Here is a 16,226-nt window from a genome sequence, read left to right on the forward strand (position 1 = left end):
GCCTATCCCTTCAACGCGCTGGCGAATGCTTTCTGCGCGTCGTCGACGGACTCGTTCTTGTTCCAGAAGTTCGTCACGACGTCAGTCAGCGCACCCTGCGTATCGGGCGACAGCAGCATTTCCGGATTCGGCAACTGGCGCGACTTGTCCTTCATGATCGCGATGCCCTCCTTCGCGCAGATGTCGAGGCTGCTTTCGTCCACGTCACCCCGGATCGGAATCGAGCCCTTCTTCGCGCTGAACGCGACCTGCGCGGACGGCGAGGTCATCACCGTGGCGAGCAGATTCTGCGCCTTGATCGCCGACGCGCTGTCGGTCTTCGGGAACACGAACACGTCGCCCGCGACCAGATACGGCGAACGCGGACCGAAGCCCGGGAAGCAGCCGAAGTCCTTGCCCGCCGTTTGATTCGCCGCGACGAACTCGCCCTTCGCCCAGTCGCCCATGATCTGCACACCGGCCTTGCCCGAGGTGACGAGCGCGGTCGCGTCGTTCCAGTTACGGCCGGGCGAGCCCGGGTCGACGTAATCGTGCAGCTTCTTGAACGACACGAGCACCTTCTTGAACGCTTCGGAGTTCACCGCGTTCTGATCGTGATCGCGATAGACCTTCATATACAGGTCCGGGCCGCCCACATCGGCGAGCACCGCGTCGAACGTGATCTTCTCCTGCCACGGCTGGCCGCCGAACGCGAGCGGAATCACGCCCGCGCTCTTCAGCTTGCCGAGATCGGCGAGGAACTCGTCGTAGCTTTTCGGCTCACTCGCGATGCCCGCTTTCTGGAACACCGGCTTCGAGTAGAAGAACCACGCCGGCATATGGATGTCGACCGGCGCCGCGTAGTAATGGCCCTTCACGCGGATGCTGTCGAGAATCGACTGCGGGAAAATGCCGTTCCAGTTTTCTTTCGCGGCGACGTCGTCGACGTTATTCAGGAGTCCCTGATCGATCAGATCGTGAAACTGCTTCGACGTATTGAACTGGGCGGCGGTGGGTGGATCGCCACCGACGATCCGGTTGATCGCGGTGGCGCGCGCCTGGTCGCCACCCGCCACCGCGTTGTCGACCCATTGGCCGCCGGCCTTGTCGTACGCGACGGCGAACTGCCGAATCGCGGCCGATTCGCCGCCCGAGGTCCACCAGTGAATTACGTTAGCCTTGAGCGGCTCCGCGTGCGCGACGACGCCATACAGCGCCAGTGCCGCAACTACGCCTCGCAAGACCATTCTGTTGCCGTTCATTCCGTCTCCTCCAGGCTTAGTGCCCGTGTGTCAATCGAAATACCAACCAGCTCCACCCGGTTTTACATCGTTGCTACGTCGTTGTGATTGTATTTATTGCGCCTGCGCATTGCGATCTTCGAGGAATTTCGACACCAGCTCCGCGCTGCGCTTGATCGTGCGCTTCTGCGTCTGGTAGTCGACGTGCACGATGCCGAAGCGCCGCTCATAGCCGAAAGCCCACTCGAAGTTGTCCATCAGCGACCACAGGAAGTAGCCGCGCACGTCGACGCCCGCCTTGATCGCCTGATCGACCGCTGCGAGATGGCGCTTCAGGAACGAGATGCGCTGCGTGTCGTCGACGCGGCCGTCGATCACCTCGTCATCTGATGCCATGCCGTTCTCGGTGATGTAGATCGGCGGCAGATTCGCATAGGTATCCTTGAAACCGATCAACAGATCGCGCAGACCGTCAGGGTAAACCTCCCATCCCATCTGCGTACGTTCGACACCTGCGAGCGGTACGTCCTTGAAACCGTGCCCGCCGTCGCTCGCCACGTTGGTGCGGAAATAATAGTTGATGCCGAGGAAGTCGAGCGGCGTATTGATCGTCTGCAGGTCGCCTTCGAGCACCAGCGGCTCGGTTTGCGGCCACAGCTCGAACAGGTCTCGCGGATACTCGCCCTTGAACAGCGGATCGAGAATCCATGCGTTGTGCTGGACTTCGAACAGTTCGGCCGCGCGACGGTCGGCGGCGCTGTTGCTGTTCGGCGTGCCGCGCCCGACGTTCGCGACGATGCCCTTGTGCGAGCGCGGGTCGTTCGCGCGCAGCGCCGGAATCGCGAGGCCATGCGCGAGCAGCAGATGATGCATCGCCTGGGTGGCGTAACGCAGCTTCGAGAGTCCCGGCGCATGATGGCCGTTGCCGTAGCCGAGGAACGCGGAACACCACGGCTCGTTCAGCGTCGCCCACGCATCGACGAGACCGTGCAGTTCGCGGCTCATCAGATCCGCGTAATCGGCGAACCGGTACGCGGTTTCGCGATTGAGCCAGCCGCCGCGATCCTCCAGATGCTGAGGCAGATCCCAGTGATACAGCGTGACGAAGGTGGTGATGTTCTTCTCTTTGAGCCGTTCCAGCAGGCGCTTGTAGAAGTCGAGCCCCTTGCGGTTCGGCGCGCCGTTTTCGTCCATCACGCGCGGCCACGCGGTCGACAGCCGGTACGCTTCGAGGCCGAGGCCCGCGAGCAGGTCGATGTCCTGTTCCCAGCGATGATAGTGATCGCACGCGACGGCGCCGGTGTCGCCGGCCAACACTTTGCCCGGGGTGGCCGAGAAGGTATCCCAGATCGACGGCAGGCGGCCGTCTTCGTGGATCGCGCCTTCGATCTGATACGACGCGGTAGCCGCGCCGAGCAGAAAGTCCTGGCGCCACAGCGACGAATCGGCGGGGGGTGTGAACGGATCGGTGTGCGGGTTGCCGTGAGCGTTTTGATGGGCCGCGTCGATGACTGCGGGTGCGTCGTTTTCCACGGATTCTCTCCTGCCTTGAGGTCGTTGAATCGGGTGTGGTGGAACTCGAGGCGCTCGCGTTCGAGCTTACTGTGAACGCTTAAGTGGAAGCGCTTCCACACTGTCCAGCGAACGATAGCAGCGGGGAAATCGGCGCAGCAATCCGGGTTTGTCTGGAGAGGGTTTGTGGCATGTGCGCGAGGGTGATGCGGAGCGCATCGGCGTGCAGTTCATGCAGCGACGCCTATGGGACCAAGGTCCAATTGTACGAAGATGCGCGGCCGTATAGGGTGAATGGACAGCATCGTTTCGTCTGCAAAATATCCGGGAGTACGCCATGGAATATTCGATGACGGCGAGGACTTTTACCTCAACTTTGCGGCCCAAATTTCGCCCTGGGAACCTGATGGTCGCTGCCCCGGCTCTTCTGCTCGGAGCCTGCGGAGGCAGCATCGGCCCATCTAGCGCGACGTCCCAACAACCGGTTTCGGTGCCGCTCCGGGCAGCCGTCGCTTCTCAGGTGGAGAACGGCACGTCGACCGCGTTCTCCGTTACGGGCACGATGGACGCCGTTCCCGTTACCGGTTCTGGAACGCTTGTCGACTCCGCACCCACGCCAGCGACGTTCAACGGCGCAGCTGTCCTTCAAACTGCCGAAACCTTCACCGAGACTGTGGTTCAGAACGGCGTGTCCATTCCGATCACGGAGACGAAACAGATCCTCACCGATCCGGCGACCTTCGCCGAAGTCGGTGCAATCAACAATGACGGTACCGTCGATGTGATTCCGCCTTACACGTACCCACCTTCTGTCGTGCCGGGCGACTCAGGCACGCTTGCCACGGGCACGGAGTATTCGGATAAGACCATGCAGCAGCCAGTGGGCTCGGTCGATATTTCCTATAGCGTCGCGTCTGACACCTCGACCACCGATGTGGTCGACATCGACAGGAAGGTGAAGGACAAAAACAATAACGAAATTAAGGATGACGACAAGAAAATTCGCATCGACAAAAACGGCGATTGCAAACCGGTTTCGCAGAAAGAAAAAGGCTCACATAACGGGCACCAGGACGATTTCGACGACGAGGACGAAGACTGAACTGCCAGGCATCGACCTGCGTTCCTGAGTTTCGTCGCGACGACGGGCACCCGACTTCGAGCAGCCGGCTTCGCGCTCAAGCGCTGCGCTTCGGCATCAATCCATCGCCACGATTCACGCTGCACTGAACCGCCCAGCGGCCACCCATTGCGGGCGCAATGTAGCCGATTTCTTCCACCGGTTGCTTCGTGACGGGGTGCCGTCCGTTGAATTCGATCCAGCCGCCGCCTTGATCGACCGCGCGCCAACTGGCTTCCCGGATCGCGGTCTGGTCGTCGCCGGGAAGCGCGTCTTGACGCAGCTTGCCCGCCTTGCCCGGATCGGAGCCGAACGCACGGAAATAGCGTCGGGCAGATCCGTCTGCACGACGTCTGACTGATCCGGCCGGATCGGGTTTTCATCCTTGTTCGGTGTGGTGGCCATGGCCGGCCCTCCTTAGGTTGTCGTCATGCTGGAGCAACAGCAAGTTCTGCCCCCGCTCCAGAGGCGGCCACACCCTTTTCGCTCACAAATCGAAGCCCATTTGCGAACGGCCAAGCTCGGTGAGATCGTCCGCCGTCGCGCGGCCGGCGAAATCGACTTCGAAATGATCGGCCGGAAAATCCGGCGGGCTTTTACCTTCCAGAAAACTCGGCAGTTGCCGCTTCAGGTACGCATCGTTCTTCGCGCAGGCCGGCAGCGAAGCGATATACATCACGTTGCTATAGCCGTTGCCGCGATGCGCGTCCTCGACCGCGTGAATGACGTCGCTATGCCAGAACACCGTGTCGCCCGCCTGCATCAGCGGAATCGACGACAGCGCATGAAACAGCGGCGCGTGGTACTCGGACTTGATCGACAGCGCGCGCCCCGGCATCGCTCCGCAGAGATCGTCTTCAGCGACATCATCCTGAAGCGCGCGCAGCAGGATATAGACCATCGAGTTCGCCATCGGCACCAATTGCAGCGTGCCGTCGCCGGGACCCTGCGGCGTCAGCGCGGTCCAGCCTTGAAACGTACGGAACATCGAGCAGACCGCCGGCGAAGCGATCTCCTCGACGTCGGTTCGCCACGCGGCGTCGAACGGATCGTAGTCGCGCCAGTGGCCCGAGAACACATGCCGGTAGACCTTGCGGAAGTTCGATTCGATCCAGCGCTCCACCGAACCGCCATCGCAATGCGCCGACAAGCCGAGAGATTCCGATCCGGGCGGCCGGCGACGCAGGCGGTCCGCATACACCGGCACATGGTTCGGATCGAAATGCACGCGCCCTTCACTCTCGGTGCGCCACAGCCGGTTCAGGAACACGCGAGCCTGCGTGAGCTCGGTCGACTGGCGCGCGAGCACCTGCGGTTTCGACCAGTACACGCCGTAGATTTGCGGCTTGCTCGACGCGAGCTGACCGAAGTACTTGTCTTCCGCGCGATTCAGCAGCTTGGCGTCGAGGCCGTTGCGCTCGACGTAGTCCGCGATGTCCCGATCCCACTGTTCGACCAGCGACCGGTCGAACACCTTGCGGATCACACACGCGCCGCGAGTCTTGACGAGCGCGATCTGCTCGTCGGTGACGCGGTTCGCCACGATGTCGGCGAACTGGATTTCCGGAATGACCGGCTCGCCCCGGTCACGCAGCGTCGCGATGCGCTCCGCCTCCTGCGTCATCGCCGCGTCGACCTCGGCGAATACTTCGCGGTAGTTCGGCAGCATCTCGCGCAGTTCGCGCTTCGCTTGGCGGATGGCTGCCGGCAGGTCGTCGATTTGCAAGGCCATTGCATCGTCTCCAAGGGGTTTCTGATGCTTGAAGCGTACGCGAACGAACGACGCGTGCGTGATACTTTCCGGTCAACTATTTGACGGTTTCAGACAAGAAAGCCGCTTTCGAACATGTGGATTTCGGCCGCGCGCCGGCCGGCGGTCCGGGACGTTTTTGCACGTCTGGGGGAGTATTTTTGGGCAAGTAACGAGCCAGTGATTTTATGGCGCAGACTACGCCACTAGCGGCGAGAATTTCAACGCGACGACCACGCGCGGCTGGTCGACTGCAACATCCGGTTCTGGAGGCGCTCCATGAATGAACAATCGATACGCGAAGCCTTGAACGCACATTGGCGAGCGTCGGCGGACGGCGATCTCGACGCCGAACACGCGATCTACGCCGACGATGCGATCTGCGACTATCCGCAATCAGGCGAGCGGATCCACGGACGAGCCAATTTGCAGGCTCTGCGCGGCCATCATCCCGGCAAGCCATCGGGCTTCGCGATCCGGCGAATGCAAGGAGAGGGCAATCTGTGGGTCACCGAGTACACGATCAACTATCAGGAGCGCATCGCTTACACGGTCAGCGTGATGGAGTTTCGCGAGGGCAAGGTCGTCCACGAGACCCAGTATTTCGCGGATCCGTTCGAGGCGCCGGATTGGCGCAGTCAATGGGTCGAGCGGACCGCGTGAAAAACGCGCCGCGGCCATGTAGGACCAAGGTCCGATTGAAGCGAAACGTCCGCGTGCGACCATGATTCCGGGGGCTGAAGGCCGAACTTGATGAGGTTCGCGATGCGGCAGGCCAAGATCGTTATCGTCGGCGCGGGGCTGGTCGGAGGATCGGCAGCCCTGTTCGTGGCGTTGGCGATTCCGAGCGCGAAAGTCGTCATCATCGACGTCGCGCGGGTGCGCGCCGAAGGACAGGTTCTGGATCTCGCCCACGCGGCGGCATTCTGGGGGCACAGCCGTTTTCGCGCGGGGGACTACGAAGACGCGCGTGACGCCGACATCGTCGTGATCACGGCCGGCGCCGGCGTCAAACCCGGCGAGACTCGCCTGCACCTTGCCAGAACCAATGCGGACATCGCGGCCGGAATCGTCGCGCGCATCGCGCCGCTCGCGCCCGACGCCATCTATCTGATCGCGACCAACCCGTGCGACGTGCTGACCGGCGCCGTCTACGACCAACTGCGCGACCAACTGCGCTGCGAGCGCGAGCGCGTCATCAGCACCGGCACCTCGCTCGACACCGGCCGGCTGCGCTCCCTGCTGTCCGAGCGCCTCGGCGTGGTGGCCTCCGCGATTCACGCCTACGTGCTCGGCGAGCACGGCGAATCGGCGGTGATCCAGTGGTCGGCCGCGACGGTTTGCGGCATGCCTCTCGAAACCTTCCTGACGAGGAACGGCAAGGAGCTGGGACCCGCCAGCAGGGATCTGATCCTGCGCTCCGTTCATGAGGCGGCCAAGCTCATCAAGGAAGGCAAAGGCGCCACCCATTACGGCATCGCCAGCGCGATAGGCAGGATCTGCGAGGCCATCGTGCACGACACCGATCTGATCCTCACGGTCGGCATCGTCCAGCCCGAAGTGGAAGGCATACCGGACGTGTGCGTGTCGCTGCCGATGGTCGTCAATGGCGAAGGTGCGCGCTTGATCGCCTATCCGGAACTCGACCCTGTCGAGCGCGCGGCCTTGCTGGGCAGCGCGCGCATCGTCAAGGAGGCGACGCAAAACGTGCTCCACGAGCGGTGACGCTTTCCCGCGCACTCCGAAACTACCCAGCCACGCCGGCACGAGGTCCATCATGGCTCCCACACCCGCCAAGGCTTCACAGCCCCCCGGCTCCCCGCCCACCACGCCGAAGCCCTCGGTCGGGCTGCCGGCCGGCGTCTGGAAATATCTGGTGCCGATCGCGGTCGGCGTCGTGCTGTGGTTCCTGCCCGCGCCCGCGGGCCTGCAACCGAAGGCGTGGCACATGTTCGCCGTGTTCGTCGCGACCATTGCCGGCATCATGACCGCGCCGCTGCCGATGTCGGTGGTGGCCATCATCGGCTCGACCGTCGGCGTGCTGCTCGGCGTTCTGACCTTTGCCGACGTCACCCGATCCACCGGCACCGACCTCGTCTGGCTCGTGATGCTCGCGTTTTTCATTTCACGCGGCGTGATCAAGACCGGCCTTGGCCGCCGGATCGCGCTTCTGTTCATGCGCTTGCTGGGAAAGCGCACGACCGGGCTCGGCTACGGGCTCGTGTTGACCGAACTCGTGATCTCCCCCGCGATGCCGAGCATCACCGCGCGCGCGGGCGGCGTGATGCTGCCGATCACGCGAGCCATTTCCGAAGTGCTGGGCAGTCACGCCGACGACCCGCAATCCCGCGCGAAGGTGGGACGCTATCTGATTCTGTGCGCGTTCCACGCGAACATCATCACGGCGGGCATGTTCATCACGGCGATGGCGGGCAATCCGCTCGCGGTCAAGCTCGCCGCGGACCAGGGCGTGTCGATCAGCTGGCTCGACTGGGCGGTGGCGGCGTCCGTCCCCGGTCTGCTGTGTCTCGCCGTCATTCCGATCTTCATGCTGTGGATCGTCCCGCCGCATGTCAGACGCACGCCCGATGCGACCGACCTCGCGCAACGAGAGCTTGCAACGATGGGCCCGATCTCGGTCAAAGAGATCATCATGGCGTGCATCTTCGTCGGGCTGCTGGTGCTGTGGGTGTTCGGCGACGATCTCGGCGTCGGCGCGACGCTCGCGGCGGCGATCGGCGTTTCGCTGCTGTTCATCAGCGGCGTGCTGACGTGGCAGGACGCGCTGAACGAGAAAGCCGCGTGGGACACGATGATCTGGATCGGCCTGCTGATCATGCTGGCCTCCAAGCTCAACGAATATGGCATGGTGAACTGGTTCGGCAAGGAATTCGGCCAGCACCTCGCGGGCTTTCCGAGGCTGGCCGTCTATATGCTGGTGGCGGCGATCTACGTCTACATTCACTACTTTTTCGCCAGCGCCACCGCGCATATCAGCGCACTGTTTCCACTTTCGATGGCACTGATGGTCGCCGCCGGCATCCCGCCCTTCGTCGCCGCGGTCTCCCTCGGGATTCTGAGCAATGTGAACGGTTGCCTGACGCAATATGGCATCGGCTCAGGTCCGGTGATGTTCGGTGCCGGCTATGTGACCCAGGGCGAATGGTGGAAGGCGGGCTTTTTGATGAGCCTGTTTTACATGCTCGCGTGGCTGGTGGTTGGGCCGCTTTGGTGGAAGGTGCTGGGCCATATTTGAGGCAGCGCGAGTTTCGACGCGCGGGGCGTACGGCCCACGCGCATCGGGAAGCACGCACAAACTATTCACGCGATGTCGCCAACGGAAGTCTGGCGATCAGTTCTTCGAACACGACGCGAACTCGCCTCGCTACCGGGCCGCGTTGCGGACGGTAGACGTAAAGCTTCCAGGGCTCGGGATCGAGCCGAGGTAGAACCCGCACGAGTTGGCCTCGCTGAACGTAAGGCCGAATCAGATATTCGGTACATTGGCTGAATCCGGCACCCGCGCACGCAGCCTCGATTTCCACGGAAGTGTCGTTGGTCACGAACGCAGGCGAAGCGGGCTGAAAGTGACGCTCGCCGCGAAACACCCACGGCCACGGACGACCGCTTGCCGGATCGATCAGGCACGTAACGGGCCGCGTTTCCAGTTCCTTCAGGTTCCTCGGTTCCCCCACCCGTTCGATCAATGCGGGTGACCCGACCGTCCATACGGGCAACGGACCGATCGCGCGCGCGACGAACCGGTTGTCGCCAATCGCGCCCACCCGCACGCCAATGTCGATCTGTTCATCGACGACAGCCGAGGGCGCATCCGCCAGCCTGAGGTCGGGAGTGAGACCCGGGTGACGGACCATCAAATCCATCAGGATCGGCTGGACGTAGTGGCGACCGAGGCCCGAAGGCGCCGTTATGCGCACGATGCCCGTTGCTTCGTCGCGCGTGGATGCGAGCCCGAACAGACCGTCGACCGCGGCTAATGCGGCCTGCGCGTTGACGACGAACGACTGGCCGAACGTCGTGATCTGCACGCGCCGCGTATTGCGATGGAACAGGGTTTCCTTCAGTTGCTGTTCCAGCTCACGAATCGCACGCGTGACCACTTGCGGTGAAACCCCGAGCCGCGCGGCGGCTTCGCGGAAGCTCGTGCTCGACGCGGCGGCGAGGAAGATCTTCAGCAGGTCGAGTCGGTTGAGCACGACTATTCCCATGTCGAGAACGGAGAATGCACAGTATTCCATTTCGACGGCTGACTGAACATTCCCAAAACCGGAATTGTGAATGCGCGAGTATTCCATTCACTTGCGGGTGGCGAATCTCCATACTGGGTTCCAGACGTGCCGCGACGAAGCTCTTCGCGGCACGCCAGATCAACCACCTGGCGGCATTGCCACCGAATCAAAGGACGACATCATGAACACGATCAGCACACCACGGCAGCTCGAAGGAAAGATTGCACTGGTAACCGGCGCAAGCTCCGGCATCGGCCGCGCTTCGGCCCTCGAACTCGCACGGCGCGGTGCGAAGGTAGTTGTTGCGGCCCGTCGCAAGGACGAGCTCGACCAGCTCGTGCAGCAGATCGTCGCTGAAGGGGGCGAAGCAGCGGCCATCGCCGCGGACGTGTCGAAGGAAGCCGATATCAAGCGTCTCGTCGACTACACGGTAGAGACCTACGGCCGCCTCGACATCGCCTTCAACAATGCGGGAACCGAGGGCGTGTTCGCACCGCTGCTCGAACAGAACGCCGAGAGCTTCGACAGGGTGTTCGAGCCGAACGTGCGCGGCGTGCTGAACTCGATGAAGTACGAAGCCGAAGTGATGCTCGCGCAGGGCTCCGGCAGCATCATCAACAATGCCTCGATGGGCGGCCTGATCGGCTTCGAGAACGCGTCGGTGTACATCGCCAGCAAGCACGCGGTGGTCGGCATGACGAAAACGGCATCGATCGAGTGGTTCCGCAAGGGCGTGCGCGTGAACGCGCTGTGCCCGGGTTTGATCGAGACGCCGTTTCATCATCGCGGCATCTGGCCGTCGGTCGAAGCTCAACAGCAGTTCGCCGCCGGCACGCCGGCCGGCCGCTGGGGTTCGGCCGAAGAGATGGCGACGATCGTCGCGTTTCTCGCCTCCGACGACTCGAGCTACGTGTCGGGTCATGCGCTCGTCGCTGACGGGGGTTACTCGGTCGCCTGACCTGAGGTCATTCGCGATCCCGCTGGCGCGGCAAAGACCGGGACAGACCCGGTCCATTAATTCGCTATCCGCGCCAGCGCTCCAGGCAGCGCTTCACTTGCCCGTGCCGCTCGCCTCGAAGGCCCCCCGATCATAAGCTTCGCAATAGGCCTTCCAGTCCGCGACGACCTGCGCCTCGCACTGCGTCGCGAGATCGATCAACGGCAGTTGCCAATCGCGCCGGCTACCAAACGCGATCAGATCATCCGCGATCGCCGACTTCTGCCGCCCTCCGCTGCGCAGATGCGCCCACGCGCTCAACTCGGCCATGCTGTTGATCACTGCCTCGAGGCGCGGCAGCTTGCCGTCCCAGTCGGCCAGCGCGACCCGATCTTCCGACGGCTGCAAACTCCGCAGCACATAGGAGCGCCGGTTGAATTCGACCGCGTGCAAAAAGGCCTGCGAGACCGCCTGATTGCGCCTCTGCACTTCGACGACACGCTGCGCCTCGGTCTGCCACTTCGGCTGCGTTGCCGTTACGTGCGCACTCACCGACGATGGCAGCGACTCTTTCAGATCGATCAGGTAGTTGCCATCGGGCGAGCCCTTGCCCTCGACGAGAATCACGTAACGATCGACACCGAGGCTGCCCGTCCCCGCGATGCGGCGCGCGACATCGAGCGTGCGGTAGAACTCGGGATTCGGCTCCGCCGCCGCGAACTGCTGCATGAACTGCACGACCGCCGCGCGTCGTTCGTCGCTGACGGGCAGCGCTTTCTTGCCGTCGACCTTGAGCATGCGCGTCTTGCCCTTGAGCACGGTGCGCCTGTCGAGATGCGCGGCGCGCGTGCGGCTCGCAAGCGCGACGAACAGATCGCGGACCATACCGTTCGCGGTCTCCGCCTCGATCCAGCGCGACTTGCCGAACGCGAGCGCGGCGCCGTAGGCATCGAGCGCGGTGTGGCATAGCGCGAGCGCTTCAGCGCGGCTCAGCTTCAGGTCGCCCGCGCCGACCAGCACGCTCGTCAACAGACGCACGAGCTCGTAGGGAGCCGGCGCCAGACAGGCTTCGTCGAAGTCGTTGTTGTCGAAATAGACGAGGCGATTGTCGCCCTTGTAGCTGCCGAAATTCTCCAGATGCATGTCGCCGCAAATCCACACGTGCGGCGCGTCGTCGAGCACCTTCGCGCGCGGCAGACGCTGATAGAACAGATGACAGGTGCCGCGCAGAAACACGAACGGCGAGCCGCGCATGGCCTTGTATTTCATCGCGAGCCGTTCGGGGTCGCGTCCGGCGTTGAAACTGTTGATGATCTTTGCGATATCGGACATAGCGGGTTCCGTTCAATGAGCAAGCTCGTCGTGAGCTTCATGCCTGGTGCTGTGACCTCGGCGCGTGCCGCGAATTCAATGCGGGTTCAACCCGCATGCAGCGAAGTGACCAGCGCCAACGCCACCACGAGCGGCACGAGGTGAGGCAAGCCGTGAGTCTGGAAGGCGCGTAGACCCGCCGCGAGCTACGCGTCGGGAATGCGCCGTCAGCAAGCTCACCTCTGCCCGCCAAACCTGCGCCGATACGCCCCCGGACTCGTCAGCGCGATCCGGCGAAAATGCCGCCGCAACGACTCCTCCGACCCGAACCCCGCCAGCTCGGCGACGCGCGCCATCGGCAGCGGCGTCGCGCCTTCGAGCAACTCACGCGCAAGCGCGACGCGCTCCCTGACGAGCCATTCATAAGGCGCCATGCCGGTCGCGTCGTGGAACTGCCGTTGCAGCGTGCGCGGGCTCATCGCCGCGCGCCCGGCGAGCGAGCGCAGCGTATGCGGCTCGGCCGCATGGCTGCGCACCCAGTCCATCAGCTTCGCGATACGTCCGCTTTCGTCGTGCGGCATCGGACGCGGCACGAACTGAGCCTGGCCACCCTCGCGATGCGGCGGCACCACCAGCCGTTGCGCGACGCGATTGGCGACCGCGCTGCCATGATCGCGCCGCACCAGATGCAGCAGCATGTCGAGCCCGGCCGCCGATCCCGCCGACGTGATCACCTGCCCTTCATCGACATACAGCGCATCGGGTTGCACGCGCAGTTGCGGATAGCGCTGCTGCAACTTGTCCGCATAGCGCCAGTGGGTCGTCACGGTCTTGCCGTCGAGCACGCCGGCCGCCGCCAGCACGAACACGCCCGAGCAGATCGAGCAGAGCCGCGCGCCGCGCTCGTAGGCCGCGCGAAGCTTGCGCAGCAGCGCGGCCGGCGGCACTTCGTCGGCATCGCGCCAACCCGGAATCACGATCGTGTCGGCGCTCGCGAGCAGCCTCAGCGTGTACGGCGCGGCCAGCGTGATGCCGCCCGCCGCGCGGATCGGAGCGGGCTCGGCCGCGCAGACCGCGAAGCGATACCACGGCACGCCGAGCTCGGGACGTTCGAGCGCGAACAGTTCGGTCACGCAGCCGAATTCGAAGGTGCAGAGCCGGTCGTAGGCCAACGCGACGACGAGATGATTGTGCATGGCGCGATGTTACCGGAGATTGACGATCACGCCACTTACCGGGCGACCGGCCGCCCGCCACAATCGACCGTGCCTGAAACGTCTGACACTCGCCCGCTGGACCAGCCGATCAACTCCCCTTCATCGCCATGACTCACGACCACTCCATCACCGCCGCCCCGAACGCCGTCACCGCGATCCCCGCCGCCGACAGCGCCGCCGCGCTCGCGCATTTCCACGCGTCGCTGCGCTTCGAAACCGACTGCGCCGACGTCCACGCCGCGCTCGCGAGCGGCGCGCCCGGCTTCGTGCTGCTCGACGTGCGCAGTCCCGCGCTGTTCGCGCAGGGCCACGTGCCGGGCGCGCTGAATCTGCCGCACGGCAAGATCGTCGCGTCGAAGCTCGCGGCTTATGCGCCGGACACGCTGTTCGTCACCTACTGCGCCGGCCCGCACTGCAACGGCGCGGCGCGTGGCGCACTGCGGCTCGCCCAGCTTGGCCGGCCCGTCAAGCTGATGGCCGGCGGCGTCACCGGCTGGCTCGACGAAGGCTTCGCGCTGAGCCATCAGGACGACGATCCGCCGCCCGATTCGCGGTTGGATCCGCACTCCGCTGCCTAGCACGGCCCGCACTCCGACACGACTTCGAGTGCGGCATCCGCCATGGGCCGCGAGCCTGTTTTGGCCCCTGTTAGCCAATCGCAAATTAGTTAAACAAAGTTGGAAAAGTGCCGATAACGTGTCCAGCCGCATTCCTCCCGGCGGACCCAACATGCAGAGTTCTTACAATTTTTGGCTCGTGGCGATTTCGTTCGCGGTCGCGACGCTCGCGTCGTACACCGCGCTCGATCTGACGGGCCGCATCTTCCTGCTTGCCTCGGCGCGCCGACGGCATGCATGGCGGCTCGGCGGCGCGCTCGCGCTCGGCGTCGGCATCTGGTCGATGCACTTCATCGCGATGCTCGCGTTCTCGCTGCCGATCCCGCTCGGCTACGACCTCGCGATGACCGCCTGTTCGCTGGCCCTCGCGATCGGCGCTTCGTATCTGGCGCTCTTCATGACGACCCAGCAGCGCCTGACACCGGGCCGGCTGCTGACGGGCGGCGTGGCGATGGGGATCGGTATCGCCGGCATGCATTACACCGGCATGGCGGCGCTGCGCATGGCGCCCGCGATCCACTACCAGCCGGTGTGGTTCGCGGCCTCGATCGCGATCGCGATCGGCGCGTCGAGCGCCGCGCTGTGGATGGCGCGCGCGCTCAGCAACGAACACGAGCGCCATATCGCGCGCAAACGTCTCGCCGCGGCGCTGGTGATGGGCGTCGCGATCAGCGGCATGCACTACACGGGCATGGCCGCCGCCGACTTCGCGCCCGGCGCGATCTGCGGCGCGGCCAACGACATCGACGCGCACTGGCTCGCGACCTCGCTAATCCTGCTCACGTTCGCGGTGCTGATCGTCACGCTGATGCTGTCGCGCTTCGACGTGCGCACCACCTTCCTGCTCGGCGCGGTGTCGAAGCTGAATGGCCAGATCGTGCGGCTCGCGACGCTCGACGTGCTGACGGGCCTGCCGAACCGCGCGACGCTGACCGAGCGGATCGAACGCGCGATTAGCGGCGCGCGTCGCCAGCGCACGTCGTTCGCGGTGCTGTTCATGGATCTGGACGGCTTCAAGACGATCAACGATTCGCTCGGCCACTCGGCCGGCGATGCGGTGCTGTCCGCCTTCGCACAACGCCTGCAGCAATGCGTGCGATCGAGCGACACCGTCGCGCGGCTCGGCGGCGACGAGTTCGTCGTGCTCGCGGAGCAGCTGACGTGCGGCGACGACGCGGCCGCGCTCGCAGACGGCGTGCTCGAGCGGATGCGCCAGGGCACCTGGAGCGACGAGCAACCGCTGCAGGTGATGCCGAGCATCGGCATTGCGCTCTATCCGCGCGATGGCGACAGCGTCGAGACGCTGCTCCAGCACGCGGACGCCGCGATGTACGAAGCGAAGCGCGCGGGTCGCGGCACCTACCGCTTCTTCGAGCGCAGCATGAACGAGGCCGCCACGCGCACGCTGAAGATCCAGCAAGTGCTGCACGACGCCTTCGCGAACGAGCGCTTCTCGCTGCTGTTCCAGCCGAAGTTTCAGCGCGGCGGCGATGCGCTCGCGGGCGCCGAGGCGCTGATCCGCCTGCACGATCCGGAGCTGGGCGCGCTGACGCCGACCGAATTCATTCCGGTCGCCGAGCGCTCCGGGCAGATCGTGCAGATCGGCTACTGGGTCGTGCGCGAAACCTGCCGGCGCATTCGCGGCTGGATGAAACAGGGCCTGCCGGCGATGAAGGTGGCGATCAACCTGTCGCCGCGTCAGCTGCTGCAGCCGGATCTCGTCGAGACGATCCTCGACATCGTCAGGACCGAGGGCGTCGCGTGCGAGCAGATCATGTTCGAGATCACCGAGAGCGTCGCGATGCAGGACGCCGCGCGCACCGTCGAAGTGTTCCGCGCGTTTCAGGCGAGCGGCTTCGACATCTCGATCGACGACTTCGGCACCGGTTATTCGAGCCTCGCGTATCTGCAACGCTTCCAGGTGAAGCAGTTGAAGATCGACCGCTTCTTCACCAACGGTCTCGATGCGAACGGTGCCGCGGGCAGCGCGATCGTGTCGGCGATCATCGCGCTCGCGCACTCGCTCGAAATGGACGTGGTTGCCGAGGGCGTCGAAACCCAGTCGCAGCTCGACAAGCTGCGCTCGATGAGGTGCGACGAAATGCAGGGCTTCCTGCTCGGCAAGCCGGTCAACGCCAACGACTTCGGCGAACTGCTGCGCGGCAGAATGATGGCCGTGTGAGCGAAGCGGGCAGCGCGCCTGACGATGCGTCGAGGCTGACGGGGCCGATCCGATTGACCGCCGCTTCGCCCCGATTGGCTCCGGTTCGCTTCGATTCACGCTCCGCTTCG

General features: G+C 64.3%; 14 protein-coding genes. 7 read left to right on the forward strand and 7 right to left on the reverse strand.

Translation table 11 applies throughout. From position 1 onward, the window contains the following. Nucleotides 1-2: 2 nt before the first annotated feature. The gene (locus tag EVC45_RS09005; protein WP_129957644.1) at nt 3-1,241 is read right to left on the reverse strand and encodes an ABC transporter substrate-binding protein; all 1,239 of its coding nucleotides are present in this window, start codon (nt 1,239-1,241) and stop codon (nt 3-5) included. 93 nt (nt 1,242-1,334) lie between these two features. Beyond that, the gene (locus EVC45_RS09010) at nt 1,335-2,753 is read right to left on the reverse strand and encodes a GH1 family beta-glucosidase (RefSeq protein WP_373683007.1); all 1,419 of its coding nucleotides are present in this window, start codon (nt 2,751-2,753) and stop codon (nt 1,335-1,337) included. A gap of 316 nt (nt 2,754-3,069) precedes the next feature. Between EVC45_RS09010 and EVC45_RS09015 the strand changes: the two genes are divergently transcribed. Beyond that, complete coding sequence (locus EVC45_RS09015) at nt 3,070-3,834, forward strand: hypothetical protein (protein ID WP_129957645.1); 765 nt, start codon at nt 3,070-3,072, stop codon at nt 3,832-3,834. A gap of 114 nt (nt 3,835-3,948) precedes the next feature. On the opposite strand, the gene EVC45_RS09020 is transcribed toward EVC45_RS09015, so the two are convergent. Beyond that, a complete protein-coding gene (locus EVC45_RS09020) occupies nt 3,949-4,257 on the reverse strand; it encodes a hypothetical protein (protein ID WP_129957646.1) in 309 nt (102 codons plus the stop codon). 82 nt (nt 4,258-4,339) lie between these two features. Beyond that, entirely contained in the window at nt 4,340-5,584 is a 1,245-nt protein-coding gene (locus EVC45_RS09025; protein WP_129957647.1) for a DUF1479 domain-containing protein, read from the reverse strand. 297 nt (nt 5,585-5,881) lie between these two features. Between EVC45_RS09025 and EVC45_RS09030 the strand changes: the two genes are divergently transcribed. From EVC45_RS09030 to EVC45_RS09040, 3 genes are all read left to right on the forward strand, one after another. Further along, nucleotides 5,882-6,265 (forward strand): nuclear transport factor 2 family protein, encoded by a 384-nt coding sequence (locus EVC45_RS09030; protein WP_129957648.1) that lies wholly within the window; start codon nt 5,882-5,884, stop codon nt 6,263-6,265. A 102-nt stretch (nt 6,266-6,367) separates the two neighbouring features. Beyond that, on the forward strand, nt 6,368-7,327 hold the full coding sequence (locus EVC45_RS09035; RefSeq protein ID WP_129957649.1) for a lactate dehydrogenase: 960 nt from the start codon (nt 6,368-6,370) through the stop codon (nt 7,325-7,327). 52 nt (nt 7,328-7,379) lie between these two features. Further along, complete coding sequence (locus tag EVC45_RS09040; RefSeq protein WP_129957650.1) at nt 7,380-8,858, forward strand: DASS family sodium-coupled anion symporter; 1,479 nt, start codon at nt 7,380-7,382, stop codon at nt 8,856-8,858. 61 nt (nt 8,859-8,919) lie between these two features. Here EVC45_RS09040 and EVC45_RS09045 read toward each other — a convergent pair whose 3' ends face one another. Beyond that, a complete protein-coding gene (locus tag EVC45_RS09045) occupies nt 8,920-9,819 on the reverse strand; it encodes a LysR family transcriptional regulator (RefSeq protein WP_129957727.1) in 900 nt (299 codons plus the stop codon). A gap of 214 nt (nt 9,820-10,033) precedes the next feature. Between EVC45_RS09045 and EVC45_RS09050 the strand changes: the two genes are divergently transcribed. Next, nucleotides 10,034-10,810 (forward strand): SDR family NAD(P)-dependent oxidoreductase, encoded by a 777-nt coding sequence (locus EVC45_RS09050; protein WP_129957651.1) that lies wholly within the window; start codon nt 10,034-10,036, stop codon nt 10,808-10,810. Nucleotides 10,811-10,903: 93 nt separating this feature from the next. Here the strand turns inward: EVC45_RS09050 and EVC45_RS09055 are convergent, their stop codons facing one another. Together EVC45_RS09055 and ftrA are read right to left on the reverse strand one after the other, a co-directional pair. Beyond that, a complete protein-coding gene (locus EVC45_RS09055; protein WP_129957652.1) occupies nt 10,904-12,121 on the reverse strand; it encodes a DUF2252 domain-containing protein in 1,218 nt (405 codons plus the stop codon). A gap of 215 nt (nt 12,122-12,336) precedes the next feature. After that, a complete protein-coding gene (gene ftrA, locus EVC45_RS09060; RefSeq protein WP_129957653.1) occupies nt 12,337-13,296 on the reverse strand; it encodes a transcriptional regulator FtrA in 960 nt (319 codons plus the stop codon). A gap of 128 nt (nt 13,297-13,424) precedes the next feature. Here ftrA and EVC45_RS09065 point away from each other — a divergent pair, with 128 nt between their 5' ends. Together EVC45_RS09065 and EVC45_RS09070 are read left to right on the forward strand one after the other, a co-directional pair. Continuing rightward, entirely contained in the window at nt 13,425-13,895 is a 471-nt protein-coding gene (locus tag EVC45_RS09065; RefSeq protein WP_129957654.1) for a rhodanese-like domain-containing protein, read from the forward strand. Between the two features lie 151 nt (nt 13,896-14,046). Next, complete coding sequence (locus tag EVC45_RS09070; RefSeq protein ID WP_129957655.1) at nt 14,047-16,116, forward strand: bifunctional diguanylate cyclase/phosphodiesterase; 2,070 nt, start codon at nt 14,047-14,049, stop codon at nt 16,114-16,116. Nucleotides 16,117-16,226 lie beyond the last annotated feature (110 nt).

The organism is Paraburkholderia sp. UYCP14C, from assembly GCF_004197395.1.
Lineage (GTDB): Bacteria > Pseudomonadota > Gammaproteobacteria > Burkholderiales > Burkholderiaceae > Paraburkholderia.